The sequence below is a fragment of the Acinetobacter sp. FB genome (assembly GCF_056033405.1).
The window spans coordinates 441,659-454,970 of the sequence record NZ_CM148502.1 but is presented as its reverse complement, the minus strand read 5'-3'; the positions used below and the strand labels follow the sequence as shown (position 1 = coordinate 454,970).

The 13,312-nt window shown below is 38.3% G+C and carries 15 protein-coding genes; 12 read left to right on the top strand and 3 right to left on the bottom strand.

Features of this window, described 5'->3' with window-relative positions; translation table 11 throughout:
- Positions 1-25 precede the first annotated feature (25 nt).
- The 9 genes from metX (at position 26) to AC0JIQ_RS02170 (ending at position 7,693) form a co-directional block, all read left to right on the top strand.
- On the top strand, positions 26-1,186 hold the full coding sequence (gene metX / locus AC0JIQ_RS02210; RefSeq protein WP_004660433.1) for a homoserine O-succinyltransferase MetX: 1,161 nt from the start codon (positions 26-28) through the stop codon (positions 1,184-1,186).
- Entirely contained in the window at positions 1,186-1,779 is a 594-nt protein-coding gene (gene metW / locus AC0JIQ_RS02205; RefSeq protein ID WP_005219708.1) for a methionine biosynthesis protein MetW, read from the top strand. The genes metX and metW overlap by 1 nt, the downstream gene beginning before the upstream one ends.
- Entirely contained in the window at positions 1,776-2,363 is a 588-nt protein-coding gene (locus AC0JIQ_RS02200; RefSeq protein WP_004660430.1) for a tetratricopeptide repeat protein, read from the top strand. The genes metW and AC0JIQ_RS02200 overlap by 4 nt, the downstream gene beginning before the upstream one ends.
- 94 nt (positions 2,364-2,457) lie before the next feature.
- Positions 2,458-2,925, top strand: coding sequence for a hypothetical protein (locus AC0JIQ_RS02195; protein WP_005318076.1), 468 nt, complete (start codon positions 2,458-2,460; stop codon positions 2,923-2,925).
- Positions 2,926-3,039: 114 nt separating this feature from the next.
- Positions 3,040-3,663 (top strand): RdgB/HAM1 family non-canonical purine NTP pyrophosphatase, encoded by a 624-nt coding sequence (gene rdgB, locus AC0JIQ_RS02190; protein ID WP_474202497.1) that lies wholly within the window; start codon positions 3,040-3,042, stop codon positions 3,661-3,663.
- A 238-nt stretch (positions 3,664-3,901) separates the two neighbouring features.
- The gene (locus AC0JIQ_RS02185) at positions 3,902-4,117 is read left to right on the top strand and encodes a Sec-independent protein translocase subunit TatA (protein WP_004660425.1); all 216 of its coding nucleotides are present in this window, start codon (positions 3,902-3,904) and stop codon (positions 4,115-4,117) included.
- A 12-nt stretch (positions 4,118-4,129) separates the two neighbouring features.
- Positions 4,130-4,570 carry a Sec-independent protein translocase protein TatB gene (tatB, locus tag AC0JIQ_RS02180; protein ID WP_474202496.1) on the top strand — a complete coding sequence of 147 codons (441 nt, stop codon included), beginning with the start codon at positions 4,130-4,132 and terminating at the stop codon, positions 4,568-4,570.
- Positions 4,567-5,334 (top strand): twin-arginine translocase subunit TatC, encoded by a 768-nt coding sequence (gene tatC, locus AC0JIQ_RS02175; protein ID WP_474202495.1) that lies wholly within the window; start codon positions 4,567-4,569, stop codon positions 5,332-5,334. The genes tatB and tatC overlap by 4 nt, the downstream gene beginning before the upstream one ends.
- 181 nt (positions 5,335-5,515) lie before the next feature.
- Complete coding sequence (locus AC0JIQ_RS02170; protein WP_474202494.1) at positions 5,516-7,693, top strand: PhoX family protein; 2,178 nt, start codon at positions 5,516-5,518, stop codon at positions 7,691-7,693.
- Between the two features lie 45 nt (positions 7,694-7,738).
- Here the strand turns inward: AC0JIQ_RS02170 and AC0JIQ_RS02165 are convergent, their stop codons facing one another.
- The gene (locus tag AC0JIQ_RS02165) at positions 7,739-8,521 is read right to left on the bottom strand and encodes an NRDE family protein (RefSeq protein ID WP_474203212.1); all 783 of its coding nucleotides are present in this window, start codon (positions 8,519-8,521) and stop codon (positions 7,739-7,741) included.
- Positions 8,522-8,627: 106 nt separating this feature from the next.
- Between AC0JIQ_RS02165 and lgt the strand changes: the two genes are divergently transcribed.
- Positions 8,628-9,440 (top strand): prolipoprotein diacylglyceryl transferase, encoded by an 813-nt coding sequence (gene lgt, locus AC0JIQ_RS02160; RefSeq protein WP_004660416.1) that lies wholly within the window; start codon positions 8,628-8,630, stop codon positions 9,438-9,440.
- A 32-nt stretch (positions 9,441-9,472) separates the two neighbouring features.
- On the opposite strand, the gene wrbA is transcribed toward lgt, so the two are convergent.
- On the bottom strand, positions 9,473-10,072 hold the full coding sequence (wrbA, locus tag AC0JIQ_RS02155) for an NAD(P)H:quinone oxidoreductase (protein ID WP_474202493.1): 600 nt from the start codon (positions 10,070-10,072) through the stop codon (positions 9,473-9,475).
- Between the two features lie 112 nt (positions 10,073-10,184).
- Here wrbA and AC0JIQ_RS02150 point away from each other — a divergent pair, with 112 nt between their 5' ends.
- Both AC0JIQ_RS02150 and AC0JIQ_RS02145 read left to right on the top strand, forming a co-directional pair.
- Entirely contained in the window at positions 10,185-11,435 is a 1,251-nt protein-coding gene (locus tag AC0JIQ_RS02150; protein ID WP_474202492.1) for a YihY family inner membrane protein, read from the top strand.
- A gap of 153 nt (positions 11,436-11,588) precedes the next feature.
- Positions 11,589-12,359: a tetratricopeptide repeat protein gene (locus tag AC0JIQ_RS02145; protein ID WP_474202491.1), complete on the top strand. Its 771-nt coding sequence runs from the start codon at positions 11,589-11,591 to the stop codon at positions 12,357-12,359.
- Between the two features lie 30 nt (positions 12,360-12,389).
- Here the strand turns inward: AC0JIQ_RS02145 and AC0JIQ_RS02140 are convergent, their stop codons facing one another.
- A complete protein-coding gene (locus AC0JIQ_RS02140; protein WP_474202490.1) occupies positions 12,390-13,298 on the bottom strand; it encodes a DMT family transporter in 909 nt (302 codons plus the stop codon).
- Positions 13,299-13,312: the final 14 nt, after the last annotated feature.

Below are 13,312 nucleotides of genomic sequence, written 5' to 3'. Positions count from 1 at the left end.
GATTTATACAAGGCGAATCATTCCAGTGTCTTTTCCATCGGATTCAGTGGGTTTAGTCACACCACAAAAATTTCAATTTGAGCAACCATTAGAGCTTGAATGTGGGCGTATCCTGCCACGTTTTGATTTGATGGTTGAAACCTATGGAACACTTAATGCAGATAAATCCAATGCAATCTTAATTTGCCATGCATTATCTGGGCATCATCATGCTGCTGGTTATCATCATGCAGATGATAAAAAAGCAGGTTGGTGGGATAGCTGTATTGGTCCCGGCAAGGCGATTGATACCAATCATTTTTTTATTGTTTCCTTAAATAATATTGGTGGTTGTAATGGTTCAACAGGCCCAACATCGCCAAACCCTGAAAATGAAAATCGTCCTTATGGCCCAGATTTTCCATTAGTCACTGTTCGTGACTGGGTAAAGACCCAAGCCATGTTATCTGATCGTCTCGGAATTGATGTTTGGTTTGCCGTGATTGGTGGTTCGTTAGGTGGCATGCAAGCACTACAATGGTCATTGGACTATGCTGATCGTTTAAAAAAATGTGTCATTATCGCCAGTGCACCAAAATTATCAGCTCAAAATATTGCCTTTAATGAAGTTGCTCGCCAATCGATTCTCTCTGATCCAGATTTCCATCATGGGCGTTATTTGGAAAATGATAGTTATCCAAAACGTGGGTTAATTTTGGCACGTATGGTCGGTCATATTACGTATTTGTCTGAAGAAGCCATGAAACAGAAATTTGGTCGTGATTTGAAATCTGGCAAATTTATGTATGGTTTTGATGTCGAATTCCAAGTGGAAAGTTATTTACGTTACCAAGGTGAACAATTTAGCCGTAATTTCGATGCAAATACTTACTTGATTATGACCAAGGCCTTGGATTACTTTGATCCCTCTCGTGAATATGAACATTCATTAACAAAGGCAATGAGTCAACCGAAGTGCCAATTCTTGGTGGTTTCATTTACGACTGACTGGCGTTTTAGTCCAAGTCGTTCACAAGAATTAGTTGATGCTTTAATTGATAATCATAAGCCCGTCAGTTACTTAGATATTGATGCGGAACAAGGTCATGATTCGTTCTTGTTCCCTATCCCACTCTATGTGAAAACATTAAGAGCATTTTTAGGTGGAGAACAACAGTTGCAAGCTACACCGCAGGAGCAGCACTAATGCGAATAGATCAACGACTCGCTGAAAAATGGATCAGTCCGAACTCTAGTGTATTAGACTTAGGCTGTGGTGATGGTGAATTACTGGCTCATATGAGCAAACAGCACAATATTCGTGCTTATGGCTTAGAAATTGATCAAGAAAAGATTGCAATTGCGATCAGTCGGGGGTTAAATATTATTCAACAGGACTTAAACTTAGGTTTAAGCCGCTTTGCCGACCAATCTTTTGATTCTGTAGTCATGGCACAAGCTTTGCAAGCTGTAGATGCACCTGATGTATTACTTCGTGATATGGTGCGTGTTGGCAAACAGGCGATTATTACCTTTCCAAACTTTGCGTATTGGAAGACACGTTCTTTTCTTGCATTAAAAGGTAAAATGCCTGTTTCGGAAGCTTTACCCTATATGTGGTATAACACCCCGAATATTCATTTATGTACTTTCCGTGACTTTGAAGCCTTATGTGCTGAGAATCGGATTAAAATTATTAATCGACTTGCCGTTAATGGTGACCAACAAGGTAGTGTGCTCAGTAAGCATATGCCGAACCTATTTGGTGAAGTCGCAATTTATCGAGTGAGCGCTCTATGAAAAAGACATTTATCAGCACATTTTTATTTGGTCTGATCAGTATACAAGCGCATGCTGACTATGTTGCTCAACCCCAATCAGTTGCAACACAGGCAGCACGATATTCAGTGATGAGTATCAGTGAATTACAAAGCGCAGCAAAATCTGGTCAAGCTGGGGCACAATTTTATCTAGCAACACGTTATCAGTATGGTAAAGACGTTGCTAAAGATGAGAAACAAGCTTTTTCTTTATTTAAAGCAGCAGCAGATCAAGGTTTATCTGCTGCACAGTTAAATGTCGGTCGTATGTATGCAGATGGCATCGGTACGAAGAAAGATGAAGCTTTGGCGCGTAAATATTTCGAGAAAGCTGCGAGTAATGGCGATAACCGTGCCAGCTTTAATCTCGCGATGATGGAAGAACAAAAGAAAAACTATGTTGGTGCTTACCAATGGTATGAGCTTTCAACACGTGACGGTATGCTGGATACCAAAGTGATCAGCCTTTCTGAAGGTAAGAAAACAGCGTTGGCCGCAAACTTAACTCAAGATCAGATTCGTACTGCACGCGACCGTGCTGATAAATGGATTCAAGCGCAATAATCTTGCTTAGATCTATTGATTGATAGAAAAACCGACTTGTAAGAGTCGGTTTTTTATTATATTGATAACATTAATATTTAATTAAGTTTATTAAATGAGCGATATAGAAAAGGCGATATTCAAAGCAAAACTAGAATTGGAAACAATAACACTAGAGGAAATCCAAAGGTGGGCAATTGAGACATTAGAAAAAGATTCATCGAATGATTTAGCTTTAGAAATATGCTTTCTATCAACACCAGAGCAAGTTAGAACCTATTTTAATCAATTATCCCGAAGTCTATTTAATACAGATTTAACAAAGGAATCAGTCAATAACCTCTTAAAAGATTATATTGAAAAACATTTAGAGTTAGTCAAAAGCCAAGAGCTTCTATTTCCTTTTCTTCAGAAGCTCTTGGCTTTATCTAAGGCTGTAGAGAATGAAGATCTTTTTGAGTTATTAAATTACTATGATGACCAGTTCTACTTAAGTTTTGAAGGATATACGCCTTCTGAACCAGATACTGTATTTAAAGATTTCATAAACGATTTAAAAGATTTCTTATCTACACAGAGTTAAAGATATGGAAAAAAAGCAATTCCTCTTAACTTTTAGAATGCGATAATTCAACACTACCTAATTCAATAAAAACCCCCTAAAATTCCACTCAATCTAAACTAATCTGAAACTGATATGTCTACCCAATCATGGCTCAACCAAGGCAACCTTGTGCTTGCAAGTAACAACAAAGGCAAAGTAGTCGAATTTGAACATCTCTTTCAACAACTTAATCTTCCTGTCGAGATCATTCCTCAAGGCAAACTCGATATTGAAGATGCCATCGAAGATGGTCTCAGCTTTGTTGAAAATGCCATTATCAAAGCACGCCATGCGTCTAAACTTTCAGGCAAGCCTGCACTTGCGGATGACTCTGGACTGTGTGTCCCGATCTTAGGTGGTGCACCAGGAATTTATTCAGCGCGCTATGCAGGCGAGCATGGTAATGATGCAGCTAATAACCAAAAACTTTTAGCTGATCTTGCACCCTTCCGTAAAGACGGCGAAGTGATTGAGGGCATGTTTGTTTGCGTATTAGCACTGGTCACACATGCGGAAGATCCATTGCCACAAATCTTTCAAGGCATTTGGAAAGGCGAGATTTTAGAAGCAGCGCGCGGTGAGAATGGGTTTGGCTATGATCCATTGTTCTGGCTACCAGAACTCAATCTTTCAAGTGCTGAACTAAGCAAAGCTGATAAAAATAAGATCAGTCACCGTGGTCAAGCAATGCAGCTGTTTAAAACAAGTTTGATTTAAAGATCATTTGCCCTAGCTAAAACCTAGGGTAAATTATTTAAATCTAGATTGAATAAAAATACTGAATAATGAGTAAAAACTCACCTCAACGAGACATGGATTACAAACCAAAAAGTAAAAAATCATCCATCAATCTACTTAATCTCATAATTTTTTGTCGCAAAATTGCAATATAAGTGTCACATCTTTGTCATGCCAAACTGTTGAGATATAACCAAAGTTATATAGGAATAGAATTATGGCTGGTTTATCAATTTGGCACGTCGTTATTTTTGCAATTGTCGTGATTTTACTATTCGGTACATCAAAGCTTAAAAATTTAGGCAAAGATGTTGGTGGTGCTGTTAAAGATTTCAAAAAGTCTATTAAAGAAGATGAAGTTGCTGCACCACTCAATGAGCCTCGTACCATTGATGCTCAAGTTAAAAATGCTGAAAGCTCAGTAAAAAGCTAAGCGAGCGGAATTATGCTGAACTTGGGAATGACTGAGATTTTTTGCTTTGCAGTAATTGCATTATTGGTTCTCGGTCCTGATAAATTACCTGAAGCGGCTCGATTTGTAGCAAAATGGTATGGGAAAATTAAAAAATTTATCAACAATATTCAGAATGAAATTGATCGAGAGCTCCGTCTTTCTGAGTTCCGCGAAGAAATGCAAAAAGAAATTGAAAAGATTACTGAGCTTGAACGTCGGCTACAAAAACAATTAGATGAATTGAAAACTCAAAATCATGAGGTAGAGACTGAGCAATCAGTAACTAAATCTCAAAATTCGATTCGCTATGTGCCATATCACTCAAGTTCTATTATTCCTTTTTGTGTTCAATACCAAAACTCATCTGTGATTGGTATGGAAGCATACCCATCGTTGAATCAGTTTGATAACGAATTAAAGATTACCGTATGAGCCAATTACCATCAACTTCAGTCAGTACTGAAGAAACCCTACAACAAATGCCGGTCATGCAGCATTTAATCGTACTTCGCCAATATCTTTTTAAGATTGTTGGCGTAACAATTTTTCTGTTTTTTTGTTTATTACCTTTTAGAAATCAAACCTATCAATGGCTGTCTGAACCATTGAGACAACAATTACCCGCAACATCAACCATGATTGCGACGGATGTCACAGCTACTTTTATGGCACCGTTTAAACTCAATTTATTCGTCGCATTTATGCTGGCAATGCCCTATATCATTTATCAAATTTGGTCATTTATAAAACCTGCGCTATATGAAAAAGAACGACATTTAGCGATTCCTTTGCTATTTGGTAGCATTCTATTATTTTACTCAGGTGTCGCATTTGCCTATTTCATTACCCTACCTGCTATTTTACATTTCTTTATTAGTGTGTCTCCTGAAACTGTTGCACCTATGACCGATATTAATAGCTATCTGAGCTTCTGCTTAAAACTATTCTTGGTTTTTGGTTTTACCTTTGAAATTCCAATCATTACTCTAGTGCTGATTTTGATTGGTGTCGTGAGTACACAAAGCCTCGTTGAAAAACGCCGTTTTATTGTTGTTGGATGCTTTTTCGTGGCTATGTTTGTAACACCACCTGATGCATTATCCATGATTATGCTGGCTGTTCCGATGTGGATGCTATTTGAAATCGGTTTACTTTTTGGAAAAATATTAGAAAAGCGTAAAGCAGTTTCAGAATAACAATATCTCTGTTCAATCCCTGAATAATCTCAGGGATTTTTTATTTTAAATTTATATTTTTTATATATTTATAAAAATTAAATTGTCTTCAAACTGCCTTAAAAGTGTCAAAAAATTGTCATCTATCAAACATAAAATCAATCTAGATTTATTTACCATTTATTAAAGATATGGATTTATTATGACAGCCAATACAAATCAGCCAAGTCGTCGTGATATTTTAAAGTGGTTCGCGGGTGTTCCGTTTTTACCACTCGGGGCAATGGGCACAGCAGCAGCTTTAGCAGGTTGCAATGATAATAATGATAACGACATCATTGCACCAAAACCAATTAACTTCAAAAATGCAACTTTCACAGGCATGGCCGCACCAGCTACTGTTGCAACAATGGCAACAACAGCTTGTTCATCAAGACTTTCAATTAATTGGGATGATGGCAGCAAAACTGACTATCAGTTAGCATACAAACCTTTCTTCTTGACAGGAACGCAGGTACCTGATGGTAAGGGTGGAAAAATAATTGCTGGTGGTTACTTTGATATAAATAACCAACCAATTATTGATAAATCGGTTGAAGGTAAAGAACGCCAATTCTTCTCTGATTGTCCTGATGGTAGTTCATTAATTAGTTTTAAAGAAGCAACAGGTAAAGACTTTACGGATGCAGATAAAAAAGCATTAGGTGTAACAGGAAACCCTGTTTTCCATGTCGTTCAATTCGAATATCTTTCAAAAGACCAGAAAGGTGGAGACACTTACGGTAAGTTATCTTCTCCAATTGCAGTCTTAACGTTAGACCAAGATCCTAAAACTGGTCATTTATCACTCATTAAATACCACAATGTCGATACTTCTAGTGCACATGGTCTTTGGATCACTTGTGGCGCAAGTCTTTCTCCATGGGGAACTCACCTTTCAAGTGAAGAGTATGAGCCAGATGCATTCGATCAAAAACTTGGTCAGTCATTATCAACACTAAAAGCTTTTAGTAAGAATATCTATGGCAATGAAGCGACAGCAAATCCATATAACTATGGTCATTTGCCTGAAATTATTGTCAAAGCTGATGGTACAGGTACTGTGAAAAAGCATTACTGCTTAGGTCGTATTTCACATGAACTAGTACAAGTCTTCCCTGATAATCGTACTGTACTGATGGGTGATGATTATACCAATGGTGGTTTATTTATGTTCGTTGCAGATAAAGAAAAAGACTTATCTGCAGGTACCTTGTATGTTGCAAAATATACGACTCCATTAACCGATTTAACAATTGGTAAAATTTCTTGGATTAGACTGGGTCATGCAACCAGTGCTGAGATTGAAAATCTCATTAAGAGTGGTATCAAAGGAACGGATATTTTTGAGTCTGTATTACAAATTGCAAAATACCCAAGTGATGCAACTCCTGAAGAGAAAAAAGCAATCGATGCAACTAGCCCAACAGCGGAACAAAAACTATTGGCAGATGCTGCAAAAGCCCGTATAAAACCTCAGCAAGCAGAACAAAAATTAACTTTAGAGGCACAAGGTTTTAAATTTACTTATTTGAGTAAAACAGGCGTTTACTTGAAGTTAAAAGACAATAGCGATAAAACCAAATTAGCAGCGGCTTTCCTCGAAACTCACCGTTATGCAGCTTATGTTGGTGCATCAATGGCATTAACCAAAAATGAAGGTACGACCGTTAATATCGCTGACAAACGTGCATATTCAGCATTAGCGAACATTGTAGACTCAATGGTTGAAGGTGGTAGCGGCTACTTGGCTGAGCACAATGTAAAGTTCCCGAAATTGACTGCTGGCGGTATCTTGGAACACAAGTTAACGGGTGGGCAAAAAGACAGTACCAACAATGCCATTAATAGTGATTGGGTGCCAAGCGAATCGAACCTATTGCTTAAAGGTAAAGATATTAGCTTTGATAGCTTAGGTAATACCGCTGATCCAGAACAAATTGCAAGCCCAGATAACTTGAAGTTTTCTGAGAAGTTACGCACCTTGTTCATTGGTGAAGATTCAGGTAACCATCTGAATAATTTCTTATGGGCATATAACGTCGATACCAAACAGTTAATCCGTATTTTATCGACACCAGCAGGTGCAGAGTCAACAGGTTTACATGCCGTTGATGAAGTGAATGGTTGGACATATATCATGAGTAACTTCCAGCATCCTGGTGATGAATGGTATCGTTTCTACAAAGACAATGCAGATGGTTCTCGTAGTGGTCTGAGCACCACTTTACTGGCGCAACTTGATGAAGCCATTAATAAAAACTACAGTAACAAATTTGCTGCTGCAGTCGGTTATATCACGGCGGATCCAATTGCCCCATCTGTTGTGAAAAAAGCTTAATTTAAAGGAAACGTAGTAAAAATACCGACAGCCTTGTCGGTATTTTTACTTCAACAGATCAACTTGCATTTTGATAACAAGACCCTGCTGCTCACCTTGTTGAGACTTCTCTGACCATCGCCAGTGCTCAGATGTCATTCTCAGAAAATTAGAACAACGTGTTCCATAAATTGGGCTTTGAATAAAAGTTGAAGATAATAATTCTTCCATTTCCACACTAATCCCTGTATCTGGCAACAAATCTGGAATAATTTTTCGTTCATCTTCCAAAATATCCCAGATTGAATATTGCAAATCAGATTCTGTAATCGTTGATTGTTGCAACATTGGTAAAAATTCTTGTGTAAAGCGTTTACGTAAATGTTTGGTTTTCTCCCAATCTTCTGACATTAAACCGTTGGAAACAACATAAACACCATTCGCTAAGACTTGTGGAGCTTCCCCCCGATTACTCATATAAACCGCTTGCTCTCGATCACCGACAAACAAATTAAAACCAGCGTAGTCTTGTTGTTGCTGTTCTAATTGTTGTGCAAAACGAATAGGGGCTAAATCACTTTCTAAAAAAGACTGGATTAAATGCCCACGTGAAGTTGAATATTGGTTCTTATCTCGTCCATTTCGAAAATTAGTCACGATTGCCCAACGACCAGACTCAGTGACTCCCATCCATGCTCCACCTGACTGTAAATCTTGCCCAGCAATTATCGAACTGTTATCCCATCGATGTAAAACAGCACTTGGTCGATGATAAAATTCATCACGATTTGAAATTAAACACAACGGCATATCATCAAGAACATGCCATGCAAAAGCGACAATACACATTAATTCTGTTCTCACATCTTTACACATTGAATGTACAACATTTTTCACATCATTCCGCTACAATCTGCTCAAAACTTAATTTCAAATTCTAAATTGAGGAACAGCAATGCTGACCTATCCAAATATTGATCCAGTTGCGCTGAGCTTGGGACCAGTCAAAGTGCATTGGTACGGACTCATGTATCTCTTGGCATTTTTATGCGCTTGGGGCTTAGCCTCTTATCGTGCTAAACAACGTGATGGTTGGACTGCCGATATGGTCTCCGATCTGGTGTTTTATGGCGCTCTAGGCGTAGTACTTGGTGGTCGTATTGGCTATGTTTTGTTTTATGAGTTTGGCAAATTCTTAGAAAATCCGCTTTGGTTATTCCAAGTCTGGACAGGTGGGATGAGCTTCCACGGCGGTTTCTTGGGGGTCATGATCGCAATGTTATTCTGGTGTAAGAAATATCAGAAAACATGGTTTCAAACCTTGGACTTTATTGCACCATGTGTACCGACAGGTTTGATGTTTGGTCGTATCGGTAACTTTATTGGTGGTGAGTTGTATGGTCGTCAAGTTCAAGACCCTAGCTATCCATTTGGTATGATTTTTCCAACCGATCCTTTAGGTTTAGTTCGCCATCCGTCGCAAATTTATCAAGCACTCTGTGAAGGTCTGATTCTATTTATCATACTTTGGTGGTTTAGCGCTAAACCACGTCCTCGTATGGCGGTTTCAGCATTATTCTTGATGGGCTATGGAGTTGCGCGTTTCTTCATGGAGTTCTTCCGTCAGCCCGATGCAGATCAAGGTTTTATTCTATTCGGTTGGATGACCAAAGGTCAGATTCTCACTGTACCAATGTTACTGATTGGACTGTGGATGATGTGGTACGCCTATCAGAAAAAAATCTACGATTGGCAAATTAAAAAATAAAATAATGGGAGCAGATGCTCCCTTTTTTAGATCTAAACTTTTCCTAACAACGCTTTTACGACATCACCTAAACGTTTACCTTGTGCTTCGCATAAGACTTTTTCATCTGCACTCAAACTTTGATCATGACGAGGGCCACTGACATGACTTGCCCCATAAGGTGTACCGCCTGTTTTAGTATTCGATAAAGCTGGAATTGAATTTGGCAACCCCATGATGAGCATACCATGATGGAATAATGGCGGTAACATGCTAAGCAAAGTACTTTCCTGCCCACCATGCATCGAGCCAGAGGAAGTAAAAACACATGCTGGTTTATTATGCAAAGTGCCATTCAACCATAAACTCGTCGTTTGATCCCAAAAGTATTTCATCTCGCTCGCCATATTACCAAAGCGAGTAGGTGAACCGAGCGCCAAACCTGAGCAATACGTCAAATCATCTAAAGTACAATAAACATCCCCCTCTGCAGGAATGCTCGGTTCTGCTTGGGTAACAACAGTTGCGAGATTAGGAACGGTTCGAATACGAGCTGTGATACCAGAAGACTCAATTCCATCGGCAATTAGATGGGCCATTTCTCGAGTTGAACCATATTTACTGTAATAAAGAACAAGAACGTAAGGTTGCATCACTTTAATAAATTTTGTTAAAAAGAACACTATACGACATTTTTCCTCTTTTGAGCTGTAATCAATCCTGTGCTGACACAGGATTTTATTAAAAATAACTAGGATAGAACCCATGATCTTAAATCGTTATCTAAAAAATCTGCCTTTTTTAGAAAAAACATGGTTTCAATTTATTGTATTTGTGTTACGACGTTTCGAAGCTGATCGCTGTAGAGAACAAGCTGGAGGGCTCACCTACACTACTTTGTTTGCAGTTGTTCCGATGCTGACCGTTTTCTTAGTCATTATCTCCTCAATCAAAGCTTTAGAGCCTGCTCGACAACAACTACAGCAATTGATTTACAGTAATTTTTTACCAAAAAGTACCATTGCCTTTGACAAAGCATTGAACGCATTTACAGATAAATCCAGTAATCTCACAATTATTGGTGTGCTATTTCTGTTTGTGACCACCGTGCTTATGCTCACCTCAATCGAAAATGTCTTTAATCGTATTTGGCGTGTCAAAGAAACTCGGACAGGTCTTGTTGGCTTTATGCGTTATTGGACAATCATCTCTTTAGGCCCAATTATCCTAGGCAGTGCTTTTGTACTTTCATCTACTGTCGCCTCAATGAATATTCTGAGCAATAATTTTGCGGGTTATCAATTAGATGGCTCTTTCCTTTTATGGCTCATTTCATTTCTACTTACAATTGTTGGCTTTTTCATTCTTTACTGGACCATCCCTAATCGTAGCGTCCCTATTCTTTCCGCTGTTATTGCTGCATGTTTTAGCGCAACAGTATTTGAAATTTTAAAACGTTTCTTTGGTTGGGTGATGAGTAATTTCACCAGTTATGAAATTGTGTATGGTGCTTTTGCTGCTGTTCCAATCTTCCTCCTTTGGATTTATTTGTCTTGGAACATTATCTTATTAGGCGTAGAAGTCAGTTATGCACTGACTGCTTTTCATTCAGATAAAGAACAAAAGCGCCATCCTATCTTAATGTTATTAGACATATTGGAGTTGTTTTATAAAAAGCAACAAATTGGAGAAAGTGTCAGTGAACAAGAACTACTTGGGATTATTGGACGTGGTGAATTAGGACGCTTACCCTCATATATCTTACAGTTAGAAAAACAGAACTTAGTCAAACGTACAGACAATGATGAGTATGTATTGGTTAGAAATCTTGCGCAAGTTGATTTCTGGAGCTTTTTTACAGCTCTTCCTTACCCCTTACCATTACGTCATGATGTGGCCAATATCCATCAAGATGATGAATGGATTGAGCGTTTAGGACCATCCCTCATCGAGAGTAATGACTATTTAGCTGCAAAACTTTCGATTCCCCTTTCAACGATTTTTGAACAGAAATAGAATGTACTAGGATGATGTCTGAAATATGACATCACCATTTATCTAAATCATTCAACCTATACCCTGTCTTTAATTATAATTTATCTATATGACTTTAATTATATTTAAAAAATGAAACAAAGATTATTTTCACTTATCATACTCAGTTTTTGTTTGAGTCTATCTGCTTGTAGCTCACCCACAGAAAGAGAGTTTAAAAATGCTGCAAAACTTGCTGAGCAAGGACAAGTTAATGCTCAGTTTAGACTTTCACAAATGTATTTCAAAGGCGTTGGGACAGAAACCAATTATCAACAAGGTTTAATCTGGATTAAAAAAGCAGCCAATCAAGGCAACTTTGAAGCCTTTGAATGGCTTCATACTGAGGCACTTCATGGTAATCAAGAGGCAAATCAATTTCTTAGTAATTTGATGGACAATGATAATTCTTTATTTTCTCAATGGTTATTGTTACAGGCTAAAAAAGGCGATACTCAAGCTCAATATGCTGTTGGTTGGATGTATGATTTAGGCAAAGGGCTTATTGAAGACCCTTATAGTGCGATGAAATGGTATAGAAAAGCCGCTAGCCAAGGAAATCTACTAGCAATACAGATCGTAAACTATCGCGATTTAAAAGGGATTATCCAAGAACATCATGGTCAAAAAAATGTCCTTTATTGGCCAATGAAAAACTATCCTCCTTTATATAAGAATCCCAAATACAACAATGCTTATTTTTATCATATTGACTCAAATGAAATTAAAACAGCACGTACTTGGGATAATTCCGCCTCGTATATCAGTGATAAGCGAACACACAAATCTTCTCATTCCACTCACCTAAAGAACCAAGTTGATAGTGCTTATGCTAGCCTAGCAGGTACAGCACTCCCAAGTGATAATACTTATTCAAGACCACGTAGCACAAATCTAGGTTATTAAAATCAAAAGACCTCAACCGAGGTCTTTCTTTTATTTGCTTATCCAACCTTGAAAACTCACAATCACAATACCAAACAGAACCAATACAGCACCAATCAAAAAATTTAGTTCGATTTTTTCACCTAATAACCATACTCCAAATGCCATCCCAAATAATGGCGTGAGAAAGGAAAATACGCCTAATCGAGATGCCAAGTAATTTCGCAACAACCAAAACCACGCTAAAAAACTGGCAAAAGAAACAACTAAAGTATGAAAGGCTAAACTACCCAACACCAACGGAGTAAAGTAAATCGTCTCTTGTCCTAGGATTACAGCTAAGCCAAATAGCAACACAAAACTCCCTGCAAGTTGATAGAACAGGGTTTGCGTCACTGCCGCTTGTGCTAGAGAAGATAAACGAACCGTAATCGTGGTTGCTGCCCAAGCAATACTTGCAGCCAATGCCAATAAATCCCCCCATAGCATTTGCTGCTGCAATGCTGAGTGCGAGCCTGATTCTACTCTCAGGAAAGTCACCACAATCCCTAAAAAGGCAATTGCAATACCCACCCACTGCAAAATACTTAAACGTTCAGAAGGAAATTTCCAATGCAAACCTAAGGCTACAAAAATTGGGGCGGTATAAAGGAGTACCACCGCATGTGAAGCAGACGTGAGTTGCAGAGCCTGTGCCAATAAAAAGAATTCTAAAGAAAATAATAAAGCGACTAAAACACCCGCTTTTAAATTTTGTCGGTTCAATAGCTGCGTGGTTTTATCTAAATATAATAAGGGTAACAACAGTAAAGCAGCCAAGCCTGAGCGTAGCGCAATTTGCATTAACGGTGAAATATCAGGAGCTGCCATTTTAAGTATGGCTTGCTGCAGACCCCAAATCATACACAGTACGATCATCAAACCTGATGCTGTTACATCTAATGCCTTGCGCTCATCCATAATAGGCTCTCTAT